This window comes from Virgisporangium aurantiacum (assembly GCF_016863635.1).
GTDB classification, from domain to species: Bacteria; Actinomycetota; Actinomycetes; order Mycobacteriales; family Micromonosporaceae; genus Virgisporangium; species Virgisporangium aurantiacum.
On sequence record NZ_BOPG01000032.1, the window covers coordinates 57,360 to 75,489 of the forward strand.

19 protein-coding genes are annotated in these 18,130 nt (G+C 71.8%); 10 read left to right on the forward strand and 9 right to left on the reverse strand.

All coding sequences use genetic code 11. The features are described from left to right. The first annotated feature begins 111 nt into the window (after positions 1–111). From Vau01_RS25120 to Vau01_RS25135, 4 genes are read left to right on the forward strand one after another with little or no spacing between them, the layout of a single operon-like run. Positions 112–1,110, forward strand: a complete 999-nt coding sequence (locus Vau01_RS25120; protein ID WP_203996945.1) for a tripartite tricarboxylate transporter substrate-binding protein — start codon at positions 112–114, stop codon at positions 1,108–1,110. 1 nt (position 1,111) lies between these two features. Beyond that, a complete protein-coding gene (locus Vau01_RS25125) occupies positions 1,112–1,573 on the forward strand; it encodes a tripartite tricarboxylate transporter TctB family protein (RefSeq protein ID WP_203996947.1) in 462 nt (153 codons plus the stop codon). Next, a complete protein-coding gene (locus Vau01_RS25130; protein ID WP_203996949.1) occupies positions 1,573–3,099 on the forward strand; it encodes a tripartite tricarboxylate transporter permease in 1,527 nt (508 codons plus the stop codon). Before Vau01_RS25125 ends, Vau01_RS25130 begins: the two co-directional genes overlap by 1 nt. A 22-nt stretch (positions 3,100–3,121) precedes the next feature. Beyond that, the gene (locus tag Vau01_RS25135; RefSeq protein ID WP_203996951.1) at positions 3,122–3,874 is read left to right on the forward strand and encodes a hypothetical protein; all 753 of its coding nucleotides are present in this window, start codon (positions 3,122–3,124) and stop codon (positions 3,872–3,874) included. 202 nt (positions 3,875–4,076) lie between these two features. Here Vau01_RS25135 and Vau01_RS25140 read toward each other — a convergent pair whose 3' ends face one another. Further along, a complete protein-coding gene (locus Vau01_RS25140; RefSeq protein ID WP_203996953.1) occupies positions 4,077–5,687 on the reverse strand; it encodes a methyl-accepting chemotaxis protein in 1,611 nt (536 codons plus the stop codon). Between the two features lie 121 nt (positions 5,688–5,808). On the opposite strand from Vau01_RS25140, the gene Vau01_RS25145 reads away from it, so the two are divergent. Both Vau01_RS25145 and Vau01_RS25150 read left to right on the forward strand, forming a co-directional pair. Then, positions 5,809–7,290, forward strand: coding sequence for a beta-propeller fold lactonase family protein (locus Vau01_RS25145; RefSeq protein ID WP_203996955.1), 1,482 nt, complete (start codon positions 5,809–5,811; stop codon positions 7,288–7,290). A 136-nt stretch (positions 7,291–7,426) separates the two neighbouring features. Further along, entirely contained in the window at positions 7,427–8,308 is an 882-nt protein-coding gene (locus Vau01_RS25150) for an oxidoreductase (RefSeq protein WP_203996957.1), read from the forward strand. Here Vau01_RS25150 and Vau01_RS63500 read toward each other — a convergent pair. After that, positions 8,287–8,862, reverse strand: coding sequence for a CGNR zinc finger domain-containing protein (locus Vau01_RS63500; protein WP_239151833.1), 576 nt, complete (start codon positions 8,860–8,862; stop codon positions 8,287–8,289). The two genes, Vau01_RS25150 and Vau01_RS63500, sit on opposite strands and share 22 nt — an antisense overlap. Positions 8,863–8,918: 56 nt before the next feature. Here Vau01_RS63500 and Vau01_RS25160 point away from each other — a divergent pair, with 56 nt between their 5' ends. Continuing rightward, positions 8,919–10,151, forward strand: coding sequence for an MFS transporter (locus tag Vau01_RS25160; protein WP_203996958.1), 1,233 nt, complete (start codon positions 8,919–8,921; stop codon positions 10,149–10,151). 73 nt (positions 10,152–10,224) lie between these two features. Here Vau01_RS25160 and Vau01_RS25165 read toward each other — a convergent pair whose 3' ends face one another. The 3 genes from Vau01_RS25165 to Vau01_RS64670 form a co-directional block, all read right to left on the reverse strand. Further along, a complete protein-coding gene (locus Vau01_RS25165) occupies positions 10,225–10,779 on the reverse strand; it encodes a CHRD domain-containing protein (protein ID WP_203996960.1) in 555 nt (184 codons plus the stop codon). A 76-nt stretch (positions 10,780–10,855) separates the two neighbouring features. Next, the gene (locus Vau01_RS25170; protein WP_203996962.1) at positions 10,856–11,845 is read right to left on the reverse strand and encodes a LysR family transcriptional regulator; all 990 of its coding nucleotides are present in this window, start codon (positions 11,843–11,845) and stop codon (positions 10,856–10,858) included. 75 nt (positions 11,846–11,920) lie between these two features. Next, positions 11,921–12,049: a hypothetical protein gene (locus Vau01_RS64670; protein ID WP_275423956.1), complete on the reverse strand. Its 129-nt coding sequence runs from the start codon at positions 12,047–12,049 to the stop codon at positions 11,921–11,923. Between the two features lie 101 nt (positions 12,050–12,150). On the opposite strand from Vau01_RS64670, the gene Vau01_RS25175 reads away from it, so the two are divergent. Next, positions 12,151–13,548, forward strand: a complete 1,398-nt coding sequence (locus tag Vau01_RS25175) for a pyridoxal phosphate-dependent decarboxylase family protein (RefSeq protein ID WP_203996970.1) — start codon at positions 12,151–12,153, stop codon at positions 13,546–13,548. A gap of 12 nt (positions 13,549–13,560) precedes the next feature. On the opposite strand, the gene Vau01_RS25180 is transcribed toward Vau01_RS25175, so the two are convergent. Genes Vau01_RS25180 through Vau01_RS25195 form a run of 4 tightly spaced genes read right to left on the reverse strand, consistent with a single transcriptional unit; the run spans position 13,561 to position 16,145 of the window. After that, on the reverse strand, positions 13,561–14,208 hold the full coding sequence (locus Vau01_RS25180) for a leucine-rich repeat domain-containing protein (protein WP_203996972.1): 648 nt from the start codon (positions 14,206–14,208) through the stop codon (positions 13,561–13,563). A gap of 33 nt (positions 14,209–14,241) precedes the next feature. After that, positions 14,242–15,054 (reverse strand): MerR family transcriptional regulator, encoded by an 813-nt coding sequence (locus tag Vau01_RS25185; RefSeq protein ID WP_203996974.1) that lies wholly within the window; start codon positions 15,052–15,054, stop codon positions 14,242–14,244. Next, positions 15,054–15,545 (reverse strand): GyrI-like domain-containing protein, encoded by a 492-nt coding sequence (locus tag Vau01_RS25190; RefSeq protein WP_203996976.1) that lies wholly within the window; start codon positions 15,543–15,545, stop codon positions 15,054–15,056. Before Vau01_RS25190 ends, Vau01_RS25185 begins: the two co-directional genes overlap by 1 nt. 33 nt (positions 15,546–15,578) lie before the next feature. Then, a complete protein-coding gene (locus Vau01_RS25195; protein WP_203996978.1) occupies positions 15,579–16,145 on the reverse strand; it encodes a class I SAM-dependent methyltransferase in 567 nt (188 codons plus the stop codon). A 144-nt stretch (positions 16,146–16,289) separates the two neighbouring features. Between Vau01_RS25195 and Vau01_RS25200 the strand changes: the two genes are divergently transcribed. Together Vau01_RS25200 and Vau01_RS25205 are read left to right on the forward strand one after the other, a co-directional pair. Further along, entirely contained in the window at positions 16,290–17,444 is a 1,155-nt protein-coding gene (locus Vau01_RS25200; protein WP_203996979.1) for a sensor histidine kinase, read from the forward strand. Next, positions 17,441–18,097, forward strand: a complete 657-nt coding sequence (locus Vau01_RS25205) for a response regulator (protein ID WP_203996980.1) — start codon at positions 17,441–17,443, stop codon at positions 18,095–18,097. The genes Vau01_RS25200 and Vau01_RS25205 overlap by 4 nt, the downstream gene beginning before the upstream one ends. Positions 18,098–18,130: the final 33 nt, after the last annotated feature.

Sequence of the window (18,130 nt, forward strand, 5' to 3'; positions counted from 1 at the left end):
GGGCGCGCGACGATTTGATCTCGGATCGGCATCGCGATCGATCGATGGCGGTATGGTGGCGGTCCCCGGGAACCATCGATGAGCTGCAATCGTTGATGAGGAGGTCGCGCCATGCGCACGACCAGGACCATCGTCGCGATCGCCGCCGTCTCACTCGCCGCCGCCTGTTCCGGTACCGGCGGCTCCGACGACGGCGACGCCGGAAACTACCCCGACGACAACATCACCTTCATCGTGCCGTTCAGCGCGGGCGGCCCGACCGACACCGTGACCCGCATGATCGCCGAGCCCATGGCCAAGGAGCTCGGCGTCAAGATCGTCGTCCAGAACAAGGAGGGCGCGGGCGGCACCGTGGGCGCCGGCGAGGTCGCGCGGGCCAAGCCGGACGGCTACACGGTGCTCATGCACCACATCGGCATGTCCACGGCGCCCGCCCTGTACAAGAACCTGCCCTACAAGCCGCTCGAGGACTTCGAGACGATCGGGCTCGTCACCGAGGTCCCGATGACGATCGTCGCCCGCAAGGACTTCGCGCCCGCGACGCTGCCCGACCTCGTGACGTACGTGAAAGCCAACGCCGGCAAGGTGACGCTCGCCAACGCCGGCATCGGCGCCGCGTCCCACCTGTGCGGACTGCTGTTCCAGCACGCCGCCGGCGTCAAGCTCCAGGAGGTCCCGTACCAGGGCACCGGCCCCGCGCTGACCGACCTCGTCGGTGGCCAGGTCGACTTCATGTGCGACCAGACCACCAACACCACCGGCCAGATCACCGCGGGCAAGGTGAAGGCGTACGCGGTCACCACCCCGGAGCGGGTCAAGAGCCTGCCCGACCTGAAGACCACCGCCGAACTCGGGATGCCCCAGCTCCAGGTCAGCGTGTGGCACGGCCTGTACGCGCCGAAGGGCACGCCGAAGGCGATCGTCGAGAAGCTGTCCAACGCGCTGAAGAAGGCGCTGGCCAACCAGGCGGTCATCGACCAGATGGCCAAGCTCGGCACCGCGCCGGTACCGGCCGACGACGCGACGCCGCAGGCACACCGGGCCTACCTGGAGGAGCAGCTCACGACCTGGGCGAAGATCATCGCCGACGCCGGGGTCAAGGCAACCTGACGTGGAGCGTCGCCGGTCCTTCCCGGACGTCCTCGCCGGGGGAATCTTCGTCGTGATCGGTGGCGCGTTCGTGGTGGGGTCGCTCGGCTACGAGCTGGGCACCCCGCTGCGGATGGGCCCGGGCTACTTCCCCCTGCTGGTCGGCGTCATCGTCGTCGCGCTCGGCCTGGCGATCGTCCTCAAAGGACTGATCGCCGGCGAGGTGATCGCGTTCGGCGCGGTTCCCTGGCGCGCGGTCGCCGCGATCGTGGCCGCGTTGCTGTTCTTCGGCTTCACCGTCGACGGGCTCGGGTTCGTGCCGGCGTCGGCGGTGACCGCGTTGCTGACCACCCTGGCCAGTTCCCGGGTGCGGCCGCTGCGGGCCGTGCTGGTCGCCATCGGCCTCACGGTGGCCAGCACGCTCATCTTCGTCGTCGGCCTCCAGTTGCGGATCCCGCTCTGGGGCCCGTGGCTCGGGGTCTGATGGAACTTCTCGACAATCTCGCGCTGGGCTTCTCGACCGCGCTGCTGGTCCAGAACGTCGTCTACTGCTTCATCGGCGTGCTGCTCGGCACGGCCGTCGGTGTGCTGCCCGGCATCGGCCCGACGGCGACGGTCGCCATGCTGCTGCCGATCACGTTCAACTTCGAGCCGGTGACCGCGCTGATCATGCTGGCCGGCATCTACTACGGCGCGCAGTACGGCGGCTCGACGACCGCCATCCTGATCAACCTGCCGGGCGAGTCGTCGGCGGCGGTCACCGCGCTCGACGGGCACGAGATGGCCCGCCAGGGCCGGGCCGGACCGGCTCTCGCCGTCGCCGCGATCGGGTCCTTCATCGCGGGCACGGCGGCCACCGTCGTGCTGGCCGTGGCGGCACCGCCGCTGGCCGAGGTCGCCCTGAAGTTCGGCCCGGCCGAGTACTTCGCGCTGGTGCTGTTCGGCCTCATCGTGTCGATCGCGCTGGCGCGCGGGTCGACGCTCAAGGCGCTGGCGATGATCGCCCTCGGCGTCATGTTCGGCACGGTGGGCCAGGACATCTACACCGGCACGCCCCGGTTCGTGTTCGACCAGCGGGAACTGTACGGCGGCATCGACTTCGTCTCGGTCGCCGTCGGCCTGTTCGGGGTGGCGGAGATCCTGCGCAACCTGGAGAACGAGGCCACCCGCACCGCGATCGTCGGCAAGGTGACGAACCTGTGGCCGACCGCCGAGGACCGCCGCCGCGTCGTCGGTCCGATCCTGCGCGGCACCGGCCTCGGCGCCGCGCTCGGCGTGCTGCCCGGCGGTGGGCACGTGCTCGCGTCGTTCACGTCGTACGCGGTGGAGAAGCGGGTCTCGAAGCGGCCGGAGGAGTTCGGGAAGGGCGCGATCGAGGGCGTCGCGGGTCCGGAGTCGGCGAACAACGCCGCGGCGCAGACGTCGTTCATCCCGCTGCTCACGCTGGGGCTGCCCGCGCATCCGGTGATGGCGCTGATGGTCGGCGCGTTCATCGTCCACGGCATCACCCCGGGGCCGAACGTCATCAACGACGAACCGGCACTGTTCTGGGGCCTGATCGCGTCGATGTGGATCGGCAACGCGCTGCTCCTGCTGCTGAACCTGCCACTGATCGGCATGTGGGTACGGATGCTGCGCATCCCGTACGAGGTGCTGTTCCCGATGATCATCCTGTTCGCCGCGATCGGCACGTACTCGTTGGCGCTCAACCCCTTCGACGTCTACGCGATCGTGTTCTTCGGGATCCTCGGGTACGTCCTCATCAAGTGCGGCTGCGAGCCCGCGCCGTTCCTGCTCGGTTTCGTGCTCGGGCCGCTGCTCGAGGAGAACCTGCGGCGGGCGCTCATCATCTCCCGGGGCGACCCGACGGTGTTCGTCACCCGTCCGCTCTCCGGCACGCTGCTGGCCCTGGCGGCGATGGCGCTGATCGTCACGGTCCTGCCGACGATCCGCCGGCGCCGCGACGAGGTCTTCACCGAGGACGAGGTCGGCAGCAGCCTGCCGTCGTAACGACCGGTGCTACCGTGCGCCGGTGCGATGGGCATGGCTGGAGATCGATGTACCGTGGGTGCTCGCCGGGGCGCTCGCGGTGTTCGTCGGCTACATGACGCTCGTGCTGCCGGCGTACCGCTGCTGGCGGTGGCCCCGGCTGTCCGAACCCGAACTGGACCGCCTGGAACGCGTGTCGCGCTGGCGCTACGCCGGCCACCTCGCGCTGGGCGGCGTGCTGCTGCTGGCTCCCGGCGTCACCGCCCGGAACCTCGGCCTCGCCCTGCCGACCGGCCGCGGCTGGGTCGCCGCCACCGGGATCACCATGGGGGCGATCGCGGTCGCCGTGCTGTTGGCACTGAAGCACTCGGTGGCGCACTCGGAGCACGGCTGTCACGACGGACGCGACGCGGCGGCGCGGCGCCGAGCGGTCCGGGACACCGTAGTCGGGTGTCTCGGCGACACCGTCGTGTTCATCGTGCTGCCGCCCGCCGTCGGGTACGGCGCCCTCGGGCTACCGCTCGCCCACGTCTCGGCCTTCACGGTTCTCGGCTACGGGTTCGTCCACCTCTCCCACCGGCTCTGGTCGATGCTGGGCTGGACCGCCGTGACCGCCGTCGCCGTCGCCGCCTACCTCATGACCGCGAGTGCCCTTCTGCCGGCCATCCTGCTGACCGCCGTGGCGGTCAGCAGGATCTACGCCGTGCCGATGCTCCCCGACGACCCGCCTGTGCGCCCGCCCCCGCGCCCACCGCTGGTGCTCGTCGATCCGCCAGGCCCGACGTCCGCATCGTGAGACGGCAAACCGCGACCTCTTGTGGGAGAGAAGGGTCGGTTGCGGCAGACATTTGTTTCCAAGATCCGGGCGCGGATCGCTCACCCGGCCACAGACAATGAGTCGGCTGAGTTGATCGAGGAAGAATGGGTCTGTCATAGCAAGCCTCTTCTTCCACGGTCAACTTTGCCCGCGACTCCCGGTCACGGATGCCGGATGCGGATCAGTACCGGAAGGAGCCGACCAGCGCGTTGAGCTCGGTGGCCATGCGGGCCAGTTCCATGGTCGCGATCTGCGTCTCGTTGACGCCCCTGGTGCTCTCGTTCGCCGCGTCGGCAATGCCGGTGATGTTCTCGGCGATCGTGCTGGCGCCGGTGGCGGCCTCGGTGATGCTGCGGCTGATCTCCTGCGAGGTGGCGGTCTGCTCCTCCACGGCGGCGGCGATCGTCTGCTGGTAGGCGTTGACCTGGCCGATGACGTCGGTGATCTCGCCGATGGCGCCGGCCGCACCGGCGACCCCGGACTGGATCGCCTCGATCCGGGCGGCGATGTCGCCGGTGGCCCGGGCGGTCTCCTGGGCCAGGTCCTTGACCTCGGAGGCGACCACGGCGAAGCCCTTGCCGCTCTCGCCGGCGCGGGCGGCCTCGATGGTGGCGTTGAGGGCGAGCAGGTTGGTCTGCTCCGCGATCGCGTTGATGACCTGGAGCACGGCCCCGATCTCCCGGGAGGCGTCGCCGAGCGTGGTGACGCTGGTCGTCGCCTGCCCGGCCGAGTCCACGGCCGCGCCGGCGACGGTCGCGGCCTGGCTGGCGTTGGTGGCGATCTCGCGGATCGAGACCTCCATCTCCTCCGCGCCGGAGGCCACCGTCTGGACGCTGCGGGACACCTCCTCCGCGGAACTGGCCACCATCTCGGACTGGGTGGAGGACTCGGTGGCCGCCGCGGCGATGTGCGCGCTGGTCGCGGAGAGTTCCTCGGCGCTGGCCGCGACCGTCCGGGCGTTCTCGGCCACCGCGGCGACGACCCGGCGGGTCCGGTCGTTCGCCCGGTCGAGCGACGCCGCCATCGTGGCGATCTCGTCGCGGCCCCGGACGTCGGCGGTCTGCGTGAGGTCGCCGTCGGCGACCGCGTCGAGGACCCGTGAGACGGAACGCAGCGGGGGGACGATGCTCCGCTGGAGCGCGAACGCGATGGCCAGGGCGAGGAGCAACGCGAACACGCTGACGGCGATGATCCACAGGCGGGCCGACGATCCGGCGTCGTCGAGCTCCTTCTGGCTGGCCTTCGCGTCGGCCTGGGCGAGCGCGACGGCCTCGTCACCCGACGTGGCGATCGTGGTGAAGAGCTCGATCTCCCGGCCCAGGATCAGCCCGTCGGCGGCGACGCGGTCAGCGGCGGTACCCGACCGGTACAGCGCGACGATCTGCTGGTCGGTGGCGACGAAGTCGGTGAAGGCGGTCCGGATCGCGGCGACCGTGGCCCGGATCGCCGCGCTGTGCGCGAGCGACTCCAGCGCACCGAGCTCGTCCTGGAACGCGTCGGCGGCGGCGAGGAACTGCTTGCGGCTGTCGCTGCTGTCCGCGACGGCGTTGGGCAGGCCCCGCGCCACGTCGAAGGCGTAGGCGGTCTGCCATCCGTTGAAGTCGGCGCTGCGGAACTTGACCTGTTTCGCGGCCTCCACGACCAGGGCGGCGTCGTTCGCCTCGCCGGCCAGCCGGCTCTGCTTCGACGTCACGCTGTACCCGAGGGCGGCCACGCCGAGCAGCAACGCGAGCGTCACCACCGCGTTGACGGTCAGCCGGACGCCCACCGACACGTTGCTCGCCCATCCCACGCCCCCAGTATCGGGGCAGCACCCGGTGCCCGGAGCGGTTTCCGGATGGAACGGGACGGAACCCGATGGAACGCCTCTCCCATGGCCCATGAATGGACCCCGACGCAAGGAGAGGATCAGCGTGCCATTGAACATCACCGGAAGAATCCGGATTCTCGCGGGAGTGAGCCTCCTGGCGACCGGCGTGGTGGCCACCTCGGGGACCGCCGGCGCCGAGCCGACGGCCGCGCTGCCAGTCGCGCCCGCGCCCGCACGCCCGGTCTACGTGACCAACTCGGACACCCCCAGCATCTCCACCTTCGCCGTCGACGTGGACACCGGACGCCCGACCCTGGCCGACGCGTCGGTCAAGGCGCGCGAGGGGGTGCGCCAGCTGGCCTTCACCTCGGACGGCCGGCGGGCCTGGGCGGCCAACGCCGACGAGATCGGCACGATCTCGGCCTACACGGTCGGAGCGGGTGGCCGGCTGGCCCCGGCGGGCACCGTCTACACCGGCGGAGACACCCCGCTGGGCATCGTCGTCACGCCGCGCGGGCACACCCTGTACGTCGCACACGTCGTCAGCAACACGGTGACTGCCTTCACGATCAACCCCGACGGCAGCCTCACCCCGATCGACACCGAGGCCACAGCGGTCGCCAACCCGCGCGGGCTGGCGCTGACGCCGGACGGCCGTTACCTGTACGCCGGGCACGGCGATCCGGGCCCGGGTCGGGACACCTCCGTCGGCGCGATCACCACGTTCGCCGTCAACCGCGACGGCAGCCTCACCGCGGTCGGGGCGCCGATCCGGGTGGGCCGGTTCTGCGGGGCCATCACCGTGACACCCGACGGCCGCCGCCTCTACCTGGTCTGCCAGGACACCGACGGGATCGTCGGCTTCGCGATCGGCTCCACCGGGCAACTGACGCCGCTGCCCGGCTCGCCGTACCCGGTGGCGGACTGCCCCGAAGGGATCACGACCTCACCCGACGGCCGCTTCGTGTACGTCGCCAGCCCGGGCGGGGCCTGTCCCACCGGGGAGGGTCCGGGTGCGGTGTCCGCCTTCGCCGCCGGCTCCGACGGAGCGCTGACGGAGCTGCCCGGATCGCCGATCCCGGCCGGCGACTTCCCGTTCCCCGTCGGGATCACCACCATGCCGAACGGGCGGTTCGTGTTCACCTCCGGCGGTGACGACTCCGGTCTGCTCGGCGCGTTCGGCGTCGGCACCGCGGGGACGCTGCTGCCCTTCGCGGACTCGCCCTTCGAGACCGGTGGCGAGGGACCGGCGTACAACTCGGCCGCGGTCCTGCCCAACCAGGGTCCGGTCGCCGCCTTCGCGACCCGCGTCGCCGGCCGGTCGGTGACCGTCGACGCGTCGGGGTCGACCGACCCGGACGGCACCGTGGCCCGTTACCGCTGGGACTTCGGTGACGGCACCACCCTGACCACCGCCGGTCCCCGCGCCACGCACGTCTATCCGCGGGCCGGGACGTTCCGGGTGACCCTCGTCGTCACCGACAACGAGGGCTGCTCGACGACGCTGGTCGCCACCGGCCAGGCCGTCCTGTGCAACGGCACGGCCGCCGCCACCACGACACAGGCGGTCGTCGTGCGCGGCTGAGCCCGTCCGTCCGAAATCCGGCGCCCGGCGGCGAACCACCGCCGGGCGCCACCGTGCGATCACACCGGCGCCGCCGCGGCGGCGATGACGGCCGTCCGGGTGGCACCGACCACCTGACCCGATAGGGTGAATGATCATGGGGAACCAGCGGTGGACTCTCGGCGGCGACCTGACCATCAACCGGGTCGGCTACGGCACCATGAAGCTCACCGGCTGGCCGAGAGGCGATCGGCCCGACCGCGACACCGCGCTGGCGATCCTGCGTCGGGCCGTCGAGCTCGGCGTCAACCACCTCGACACCTCCAACTACTACGCGCGCGACGGCGTGGCGGCGAACGAGCTGATCCGCTCCGCGCTGTATCCCTACCCGGCCGACCTGGTGATCGTGACCAAGGTCGGCGCGCTGGTGGAGGGCGACGACATCACGCGGTCCGCCGCCGAGCAGCGCGGCGTCACCCCCGACGGGCTGCGCCGCGGCGTCGAGGCGAACCTGCGCTCGCTCGGCGTGGACCGGCTGGACGTGGTCAATCTCCGGATGGGCGACCGCGGACACGTCGAGCCCCCGTTCGAAGCCGCACTGGAGTCGCTCGCGTCCCTGCGCGACGAGGGCCTCGTCCGGCACCTCGGTGTCTCCAACGTCAGCCCGGACCAGGTCGCCCGGGCGCGCGCCGTCACCGACATCGTGTGCGTGCAGAATCTGTACAACATCGCGGCGCGCGACGACGATCCCCTCGTCGACACCTGCGCCGAGGCCGGCATCGCCTACGTCCCGTTCTTCCCCGTCGGCGGGTTCCAGCCGCTGACCGCCGAACACCTGTCCGCCGTGGCCGGCCGCCTCGGCGCCACCGTGCCCCAGCTGGCGCTGGCCTGGCTGCTGGCCCGCTCACCCAACCTCGTGCTCATCCCCGGCACCGGTTCCCTGGCACACCTGGAGCAGAACATCGCGGCCGGCGGGCTGCGGTTGACCGGCGACGACGCCGCGCTGCTCGGGCTTCCTCAGGCCCGGGACCGGCGGTAGTGACGGGCCATCTTGTCGCGGCTGCCGCAGGTGGCCATGCTGCACCAGCGACGGGTCCGGTTGCGGCTGGTGTCGAGGAACAGCCAGCCGCAGCCGGGGCATTCACCGAGCCGGTCGTGGTCGCCGGCGAGCAGTAGTTCGCCGGCCGACAGCGCGATCGTCCACAGTGGAGTTTCCGCGCCGGGCGCGGCCGGCCGCAGGTGGAAACCTCCGCCGTCGCGCGGGGCGATCGTGGCGTGCGAGACCGCCCGGCCGTACGCGTCGCCGACGGACGCGAGGTCGGCGGCGGGAACAGGGTGGGCGCCGGCGACGGCCGAGAACGTCCGGTAGATCGCGTCGCGAAGGTGATGGGCCTCGCGCAGCACCGCGGCCTGCCGGGCGACGGGTACGTGTGGGTCGGGCCCGCCGGCATGCTCCAGCCAGCGGCGGAGAGCCGGGTACGTGGCGACGTAGTCGTACGCCGTGGTGTGCCGGCGAGACGTGACGGTGTTCGCGAAGTCGAGACACAACGCGTTGCCGCACAGCTCCAGGTTGGCGACCTCCCGCTCCGTCATCTAACCATTGTAAGCACATTGACCGGTAACAACGGCGCGCCCTACTCTTACCGCTCATGACCACATCACCGGTAAGAGTCGAGCGGCCGGGCGGCCTCGGCCGCACCTTCAACGCGCTCTGGTCGGCAACCGGCACCGCGAATCTCGGCGATGCCATGTACCTCATGGTCCTGCCGCTCATCGCATTGCGGCTCACGTCGTCCGCCGGGCTGGTGGCCGGCGTGACGGTGGTTCTCACGCTCGCCTGGCCGCTGTTCGGCCTGCACGCCGGCGCCGTCGTCGACCGCGTCGACCGGCGCCGCCTGATCGTGGTGGTGAACCTGGTGCGGGCGCTCACCCTCGGCGTGCTCACGGTGCTGCTGCTGGGCGACCTGATGTCGATCGGCTGGGTCTACCTCGCCGCGCTGGTGCTCGGTGTCGGTGAGACCCTCGTCGACACCGCACTCGCCGCACTCGTGCCGGCGTCGGTCGACCGGCCGGAGAACCTCGATCGTGCCAACGCCCGGCTCGAGGTCGCGCAGAACGTGACCAACCAGTTCGTCGGACCGCCGTTGGCCGGCCTGCTGGCGATCGTCGGGCTCGCCGCGGTCACCGGGGTCGGCGCGCTCCTGTTCCTGGCGACCGTGCCACTGCTCGCGCTCATGCGGGGCAGCTACCGGGTCGCGGCCGTCGGGGCGCGGGGTGGCGACGGCGTCACCGCCGGCCTGCGGTTCCTCTGGCGCAACCGGCTGCTGCGCAACCTCACCCTGCTCACCGCGGCGATGAACGTGTTCTGGGCCGCGTGGACGGCGGTGCTGGTGGTGTACCTGGTCGCGCCCGGCCCGGGTCACCTCTCCACCGCGGCGTACGGCGTCCTGCTGACCACGATGGCCGCCGGCGGGATCGTCGGCGCCGCCCTCGTCGTCCCCCTGCGGCGGCGGCTCGGCGACCACCTGCTGCTGGCCGTCGACGTGCTCGGAACGATCGTGCTCATCGGCACCCCGGCCGTGACGACGAACCCGTTCGCGATCGGCGCGGCCATGGCCGTCGGCGGCGCCGGGTCGGCGGTGTGGCGGGTGATCGTCGGCGTGGTCCGGCAGACCGTCACCCCGGCCGACCTGCTGGGCCGGGTCTACAGCGCCAGCCGGGTCATCAGCTGGGGCGTGCTGCCGGTCGGCGCCGCCCTCGGCGGCCTGATCGCCGAACTGTGGACCGTACGCACGGTCTTCGTCGTCGGCGGGCTGGCCAGCGTCGGACTGTTGCTCGCGTACGCCGTCACGGTGCGTCCGAAGGACCTCGCGTCGCGATGACGGGTGGCCGGCGGGCCGACCGCGGGGAAGGACACCGGCCGCGCTGTGGTCCACGGCCGGCCCGCCGGATGGATCAGTGGTGATCGTGATCGAGCTGTGCGCGGATCTCTCCGCCCGGGAAGGCGCTGGTGTGGACGTTGACGTACGTGACGCCGGCCCGGATCGCCGCCGCGAGCTCCGCGAACTCCTGCGCCGCGATGCCCTGGCCGACCGGACCGATGACGTCGGCCGGGCGGAGGGTGCCGGTGACCGTCCCCGGGGAGGCGGGACAGGCCTGGGTGCCGGCGGGGCCGTTACCGAGGTTGGTGCAGAGGAAGACGCTGATGCCACCGCTCTGGTGGGTACCGCCGAGGTGGATGTGCGCCTGGTTGACGGTGGTTGCCAGGCCGTCGTAGGTGAGCCGGTACGTGATCTCCTGCTTGCGGAGGTCGACACGGGCCAGGAACAAGCCCTTCCCGGTGGTCGACAGCACGAGCGGATCCTCCTGGTATCCGCTCAACTGCACCGCCAACGTGTTCTGCGAGCTGTCGGTCTCGTTACCGGCGACGGCGGCACTGCCCGTGCCGGTGGCGACCACCAGCGCGGCGACGAGTCCGATCCACAAGAGGCGTAAACGACCGTTTCGCACCTGCTGCCTCCTTTCGTAGGCACGGTGTGACGGCACGGTGTCCATCCGCCGCCTACGCAGAAACGCGCCGGCCGGTTCAATCGATGTTTTTCGCTATTTGCACGCTACGCTGCGCGGCGCCGAAGTCCGGGTGGTCCGCCAGCCAGGCCGCGTACGCGGGTCGCTGCTCGATCACGTCCTCGTACGCGGCGACGGCCAGCGCGACGACCTCGTCGGCGGCGTCCGCGGCGACGCCGTCGGGGTGCCACCCGACCAGATGCCGCCAGCGCAGCGGCGTCCCGGCGATCGGGACCATGGTGATGCCCGCCAGCCCGCGGAACGTGGCCTGGCACAACACGACACCGGCGCCGCCCGTCACGAAGTCGACACAGCCGCCCACGTCCATCTCGAAGATGTGCCGCGGCGTGAAGCCGGCCCGGGCGGACGCGGCGACGAAGCAGTCGGTGAAGCAGCCGTCGCCGGGCGCGCTCGCCCACTGTTCGCCGGCCAGCTCGGAGAGCGCCACCTCAGGCCGCCCGGCGAGCGGGTGGCCGTCGTGCATGAGCACCCACACCGGGTCCACGCACACCGTGCGCCAGATCAGCCCGTGCTCCGCGGCCGGCGTCGAATCGGCGCAGGCACCGATCAGCGCGAAGTCGAGCCGGTTGCCGTGCACCGCGTCGGCCAGCTCGTCGGCCGACCACGTCGCGTGCGTCGAGACCTCCTTGCCCGGGTGGGCCCCGGACAGCCGCTGGACGAGGCCGCCGGTGATCGGGCCGTTGGTGGCCCCGATCCGGTACCGGGCCATCGCCGCGCCGGTGCGGACGAGCTGCGCGGCGTCGTCCCGGAGACCCTCGACGGCCGGGATGAGCACCCGTGCCCGGGTCAGCACCAGCTCGCCGAGCGCCGTCGGCCGGGCGCCCCGCCGGTCACGCTCGAACAGCCGGCCGCCGAGCGCCCGCTCGATCCGCTGGAGCTGCGTGGTGAGCGCGGGCTGGGGCAGGCCGAGGGCCGTGGCGGCCTTGGTGACGCTGCCCGTCTCGGCGATCACGCAGATCACCCGGAGATGACGCAGCTCGATGTCCATGGGTGGGACGGTACGTCCGCAGGGGACGTGAAGCCACACTTCCCGGCGATCTGCGTCGCCCGACGATGAACGCCGTCACGGGCGCCAGTGCGGCCGATCCGTGGGCATCGGCGCGAACGCGCCGGCCGCGCGCAGCCGGGTCCCGGCCGCGACGATCCGGGCCGTGCCCGGCAACTCGCCGGCGTCGATCAGGGACAGCAGCACGCCACCGTCGGGTGCCGAAGCCGTACCCGAGCTCGGGGCGGTCGCCCACGCCCGCGGCGACGATAGCGACGGAGGAACTCGTCGTGGTCCAACATGGGTTGATGATCGCAAGAGACCGTCCCCTGGAACCGACCGGCACCCACCTGCGGACGATGATGGGCGAGGTCACCGAGTACCTCGTCGGCCTGGTCGACGGGATCCGTGACGCGCCGGTGTCCGACTTCGACGGCGTCCCGGAACTGCTGGCCGATCCGGAGCTCCGTCGGCCGCCCGGCGACACGGGCCGCCCGCTCGCCGAGCTGCTGTCCATTGTGGACCGGGCCGCGGCGAAGGGCCTCGACGCCGGCCACCCCGGCCACCTGGCGTACATCCCGGGCAGCGGACTCGTCAGCGCCGCCATCGCCGACCTCGTCGCGGCCGTCCTCAACCGGTACACGGGGCTGGCCCACGTGGCGCCCGGCCTGGTGGCGCTGGAGGCCGACGTGATCCGGTGGCAGGCCGACCTGTTCGGCCTGCCGGACACCGCGGCCGGCGTCCTCACCAGCGGTGCCTCGATCGCCACGCTGTCGGCGATCGTCACCGCCCGCGACACCGTGCTGCCCGACGACTTCCGCGCCGCGACGGTGTACGTCAGCTCGCAGACCCATCAGTGCGTCGCGAAGGCCGCGCGGCTGGCGGGACTGCCGGTCCGGGCCGTGCGGACCGTCGCGGTCGACGGTGCGCTTCGAATGGACCCGGACGCGCTGCGCGCCGCGATCGCCGCCGACCGGGCCGCCGGGCTGCGGCCGTTGGCGGTGGTCGCCAACGCGGGCAGCACCGGCACCGGTGCCGTCGACCCGTTGCCCGCGCTGGCCGACATCGCGGCCGAGGAACGGATCTGGCTGCACGTCGACGCGGCCTACGGCGGCTTCTTCCAACTGACCGAGCGCGGTCGCAGCCGGCTGCGCGGCATCGAGCGGGCCGACTCGCTGGTCGTCGACCCGCACAAGAGCCTGTTCCTGCCGTTCGGCACGGGTTCGCTGCTGGTGCGCGACGGTGAACTCCTGCGCCGCGCCCACTCCGGCGTCGAAGGCCATGTGCTGCAGGACATCCGCGACAGCTCGGTGCCCGACTTCGCCGCGTACGGGCCGGAGCTGACCCGCGACTGCCGCGGCCTGCGGATGTGGCTACCGTTGCACCTGCACGGCGTCGACGCGTTCCGGTCCGCGCTGGACGAGAAGCTCGACCTCGCCGCGTACGCCCACGCCGAACTGCGCGACGACCCGCACCTGCACGTGCTCGGCGCGCCGGAACTGTCGGTGGTGGCGTTCCAGCACCGGGGCGGGCAAACCGCCGAACTGCTGCACCGCGTCAACGCCGAGGCCCGCGTCTTCCTGTCCAGCACGACGATCGACGACCGCTACACCGGACGGATCTGCGTCCTCAACCACCGCACCGACCGCGCCCGGGTCGACATGGCGGTCGAGGCCGTCCGCCGGCACGCCGCGGCCCTGTCCTGACGGCGTGGTCTGTCAGGGGTCATCGTCGTCGGGGAGCGTCAGCTCCGTGAGTTCGGTCAGTTCACCGAGCCACTCCGGAATCTCGGAGATCTCGTTCATCCACAGCCCGAGCTCCCGCAGGTTGGTCAGGCGGCGGATCCACTCCGGCACCGTCGTCAGGCCGGTGCGGGACAGTTCCAGGCGGGTGAGGTTGGTCAGCTGTCCGAGCGTGTCCGGCAGGCTCTCCGGTGCCGAGGTGAACCAGCCGAGATACAGGTCCAGGTTCGTGAGCCGGGTCAGGTTGCCGATGCTCTCCGGGAGCCGGTCCGACCGCGTGTCGACGAGGAACAGCTCGGTGAGGTTCGTCAGCCCGCCGAGGAAGTCGAGCGGCTCGCCCTCCAGGTTGTTCTCGCTCAGGTTGAGCACGCGGAGCCCGGTGAGCTCGCCGAGAACGGCGGGCACCTGTTCCAGGTGGTTCAGCTGAACGTCGAGCTCCACCAGCCGGTCGAGGTCCGTCAGCCAGTCGGGCAGGTCGTCGAGGTTGTTGAACTTCAGGTCGAGGGACTCGAGATGGGTGAGCTGACGCACCGCGTCCGGCAGCTCGTACAGTCCACACCGGGAGAGGTCGAGCGACCGCGCCGTGCGTGCGGCCTCGATCCGTGCCTGGGTTCCCGCATGCATCCGATGATGCTATGCGCGCGGTCGCGCCGTGCGTCAGCGGAACGGGAGGGCCACGTCGCACACCAGGTCGCCCGGGGCGGCCGCGTCGGGCGTCGTGGGATGGCCGTAGACCTCGCGTGGTGGCGCGACGACGGTGTGGCCGTGGTCGTGGACCCAGCGGCGGACCGCGTCGTAGACCGAGAGGATCTGCGGCGGTTCGAAGTGCCCCTTGATCACCTCGATGTACGCCTCGCGGTGCGCCGGCTCGACGCGGCCGGCGGTCCCGGATCGGACCGGCACGCAAACCTCGACCGGCCCGTCGGCGTCCTCGTTGACGTCGCCGTGGAACACCACGAACCGTGGCCCGACCGGGCCGCCGCACTGACCGGCCTGGGCGGTCAGCCGGGCGGTGGCGTCCCGGATCCAGCCCAGTTCGGGCGCGGTGACGTAGCGCAGCTCGCTCAGGACCCGCTGCTCGGCGACGTCACGCACCGAGACGTCCCACGGCTCGTCGGCGACCGGCGTCTCGGCGGCGAGGTTGCGGACCAGGCGGTCGGCCAGCTCCCGCTGGGCCGCGAGGCGCTGCTCCACCCCCGTCCAGTAGACGGCCAGCCGCCCGGCGGCGTCGGGGCCGGGCGTGCCGACGATCGCCGTGATCTCGGTGAGCGGCATGTCGAGCCGGCGCAGCAACGCGATCAGCCGGCCGGCGTAGAGCTGACGGGCGGAGTACCGGCGGTATCCGGTGCCCGGCACCACCTCGGCGGGCCGGAGCAGGCCGATCCGGTCGTACAGCCGCAGGGCCCGGACCGACAGCCCACATCGGCGGGCGAACTCGCCGATGGTCAGGAGGCCGGGCCCGCCGGGCATCAGGTGACCGGAAAGGCGACGTCGAAGACCTCGTCGTCGGCCGCGGCCGACCTGAAGTCGGTCCAGTAGACCTCGCGCGGTGCCCGGGCGACGGCCAGAGCGTTGTCCACCACCCACTTCTCGACCGCTTCGTACACCCCGCCGAGCTCTCCGCCGGTCACCTGTGATTTTGTGACCCGGGCGAAGGCCTCACGGTGGGCCGGGATCGCCCGGTCACCGCCGACCGCGACCGTCGCGCAGACCTCGACCGCGGTCGGACCCTCGTTCGGATTGCCCTCGTAGATGGTGACGAACACCGGCTCGTCCGGGTCGGCCGGGCGCTCCACGAACGGCCAGGCGGCGGTCCCCAGCAAACCACCGGCCGCCCGCGCACGCTCCGCGACCCGGGCCATCGCGCCCGGCAACCACGCCTCCAACCCGGCCTGATCGACCGTGGCCGTCTCGCTCACGACCCGAATCTCCGGCACGTCACGCAATCGAATCTCGACCATGGAGCCAGAGTGCAGCCTCTCCCAGGGTCAGGGTCAAGCGTTGCGGCACACGAGGGAGTACCGCCACAGCAGGTGACGTCGCCATTCCACCCCGGGCAGCAGCTCGGTGGCCAGGCGCCGCATCGTGGAGTACCGCTCCGGTGGCGGCCAGACGGTCGGGGCGCTGTCGTCCGGCGCGCCGGGCCGGCGCCGCACCCTACCGACCACCTGCGCCACGATCTCGACGGGTAGGTCCTTGGGCAGGTCCGGCCTGGCCAGGCCGACGACGACCAGGACGCCACCGGGGGCGACCAGACTCCGCAGGCGGAGGAGTCCCGCACGGGCGTCCAGGTGATGCAGCGAGGCCACCGCGCTGACGAGATCGAAGCCGCCCGCCTCGCTCGTGAGGATGTCGCCGGCCACGTACTCGATGTCACCGGCCTCGGGGTGCTCCCGGCAGCGCCGGATGCACGGCTCGTCCGGGTCGATGCCGAAGACCGCGGGCACACCTCGCCGGCGCAGCTCACGGGTGAGTTCGCCGTTACCGCACCCCACGTCGAGCGCCCGACGGCAGCCGGCCGGGATGACGTCGAAAACCAGGGACTCGTATCGGGAACTCATCTCGGCGGACCCTGCTCACGCACGCGGCCACGGTACGGCCCGCCACCCGGGTGATCAACCGTACCGGCGGTGCGCGGGCCTACAACCTGCGCGGTCAACTCAGGGGTTGATGACGGCCGATCGGTGTTCGCATATCGTGTGGAGGTGCGGCTACTGCCCTCCGGTCGCGTGGCCGCGGTCTTCGACGTGGCGCTGACCGTCTGGATGGTCGCGCTCTCGCAGTACTTCGTGTGGCGCATGCCGGATCCCTACGGCCTGTGGACCGACGTCGACACGACCGGCCGGGTTCTGCTGGCGGTCGTCCACGTGCCGTTGATCGCCCGTCGCCGGTACCCGGTCGCGGTGTGCTGGCTCACCTGTGGCGGGGCCGCGGTCTACCTCACGATCGGGTACTACCACTCGGCGATCACGTTCGCGGTGGCGCTGGCCGTCTACTCCGTCGCCGCGTACCGGCGGCCGCGGGTGTCGGTGCCCGCGACGGTGGCGGCGAACGCGGTGCTGTTGTGGGGCAACCGGTTGGTCGAGCCGGGCATGGAACTGGCCGGCCCGGCCACCGCGGTCATGGTGGCGCTCATCGCCTGGGCGTTCGGAGAGGCGACGCGGCGGGCGGCGGAACAGCGGGCCACGCTGCGGGTCCTCACCCAGCGGTTGGAGCGGGAGCAGGAGGAGCAGGCCCGCCGGGCGGTCGTCCGCGAGCAGGGACGCATCGCCCGGGAACTGCACGACGTCATCGCCCACCACATGTCGGTGGTGTCGGTGCAGGCGGGCCTCGGCCGGTACGTGTTCGACGCCGATCCACCGACCGCGCGGCGCACGCTCGACGTCATCGGCGAGGTGGCGCACGAGGCGCTCGACGAGATGCGCCGGATGCTGGCCATGCTGCGCTCGTCGACCGACGAGGCGCCCTTCGCCGAGGTCGCCGGCCTGGCCCAGCTTGACGACCTGCTGGCGCGGGTGCGCGCCGCCGGCGCGACCGTCGACGTGACGGTGACCGGCGTCTCCGCCCGCCTTCATCCCGGCCCGGACCTGTGCGTGTACCGCATCATCCAGGAGTCGCTGACCAACGTGCTCAAGCACGCCGATCCGCCGCACGCCCGGATGTCGTTGTGCTGGAGCGCGACCGGCCTCACCGTCCGGGTCGAGAACGACGGTGCCGTTGGTCCGGTGGGGGAGGGCTACGGGCTGGTCGGCATGCGCGAGCGCGCCCGGTTGTACGACGGCCGGTTGCGCGCGGACCCCCGGCCCGGCGGGGGGTTCGAGGTGACGCTGGAACTTCCACTCGACGAGGTGACCGCATGACGAGCGTGCTGGTCGTCGACGACCAGGGGTTGATCCGGGCCGGTCTGGCCGCGATCGTGCGGGCCGCGCCGGGCCTGGAGTTGACGGCCGAGGCCGGCAGCGGCGAGGAGGCGGTCGTGCTGGCGGCGTCGACCGGACCCGACGTCATCCTCATGGACATCCGGATGCCGGGCATGGGCGGCCTCGCCGCCACCAGACACATCATCGACGCGACGCCGCAACGGCCGCCGAAGGTGCTCGTCCTGACCACCTTCGACCTCGACGAGTACGTGTACGCGGCGTTACGCGCCGGTGCGTGCGGGTTCCTGCTCAAGGACGCCGGCCCGGAGCGGCTGCTGCAGGCGATCGCCACGGTGGCCGCCGGTGACATGCTGTTCGCGCCGAGCGTGGTCCGCAAGCTCGTGGAAGCGAACGCTTCCCGGCCGGCGGCGCCGCGACCACACACGTTGCGGGATCTGACCGCCCGCGAGACCGAGGTGCTGGAACTGGTCGCGCGCGGCCTGTCGAACCCGGAGATCGCCGACCGGCTCGGGCTCAGCGAGGCGACGGTGAAGACCCACGTGAACCGGATCATGAGCAAGCTGCACCTGGCCAGCCGGGCCCAGGCGGTCGTGGTCGCGTACGAGGCGAGGCTGGTCGTCCCCGGCTCCTGACGCGTGTACCGCCCTGGTTGTAGGACCTCGGGT

Bases quoted from the DNA above. Each gene is read 5' to 3' on its own strand.
- Vau01_RS25180 (WP_203996972.1), bottom strand. From the start codon at position 14,208: ATGCATGCGGGAACCCAGGCACGGATCGAGGCCGCACGCACGGCGCGG.
- Vau01_RS25120 (WP_203996945.1), top strand. From the start codon at position 112: ATGCGCACGACCAGGACCATCGTCGCGATCGCCGCCGTCTCACTCGCC.
- Vau01_RS25195 (WP_203996978.1), bottom strand. From the start codon at position 16,145: ATGAGTTCCCGATACGAGTCCCTGGTTTTCGACGTCATCCCGGCCGGC.
- Vau01_RS25175 (WP_203996970.1), top strand. From the start codon at position 12,151: ATGATCGCAAGAGACCGTCCCCTGGAACCGACCGGCACCCACCTGCGG.
- Vau01_RS63500 (WP_239151833.1), bottom strand. From the start codon at position 8,862: ATGACGGAGCGGGAGGTCGCCAACCTGGAGCTGTGCGGCAACGCGTTG.
- Vau01_RS25190 (WP_203996976.1), bottom strand. From the start codon at position 15,545: ATGGTCGAGATTCGATTGCGTGACGTGCCGGAGATTCGGGTCGTGAGC.
- Vau01_RS25150 (WP_203996957.1), top strand. From the start codon at position 7,427: ATGGGGAACCAGCGGTGGACTCTCGGCGGCGACCTGACCATCAACCGG.
- Vau01_RS25185 (WP_203996974.1), bottom strand. From the start codon at position 15,054: ATGCCCGGCGGGCCCGGCCTCCTGACCATCGGCGAGTTCGCCCGCCGA.
- Vau01_RS25205 (WP_203996980.1), top strand. From the start codon at position 17,441: ATGACGAGCGTGCTGGTCGTCGACGACCAGGGGTTGATCCGGGCCGGT.
- Vau01_RS25170 (WP_203996962.1), bottom strand. From the start codon at position 11,845: ATGGACATCGAGCTGCGTCATCTCCGGGTGATCTGCGTGATCGCCGAG.
- Vau01_RS25130 (WP_203996949.1), top strand. From the start codon at position 1,573: ATGGAACTTCTCGACAATCTCGCGCTGGGCTTCTCGACCGCGCTGCTG.
- Vau01_RS25160 (WP_203996958.1), top strand. From the start codon at position 8,919: ATGACCACATCACCGGTAAGAGTCGAGCGGCCGGGCGGCCTCGGCCGC.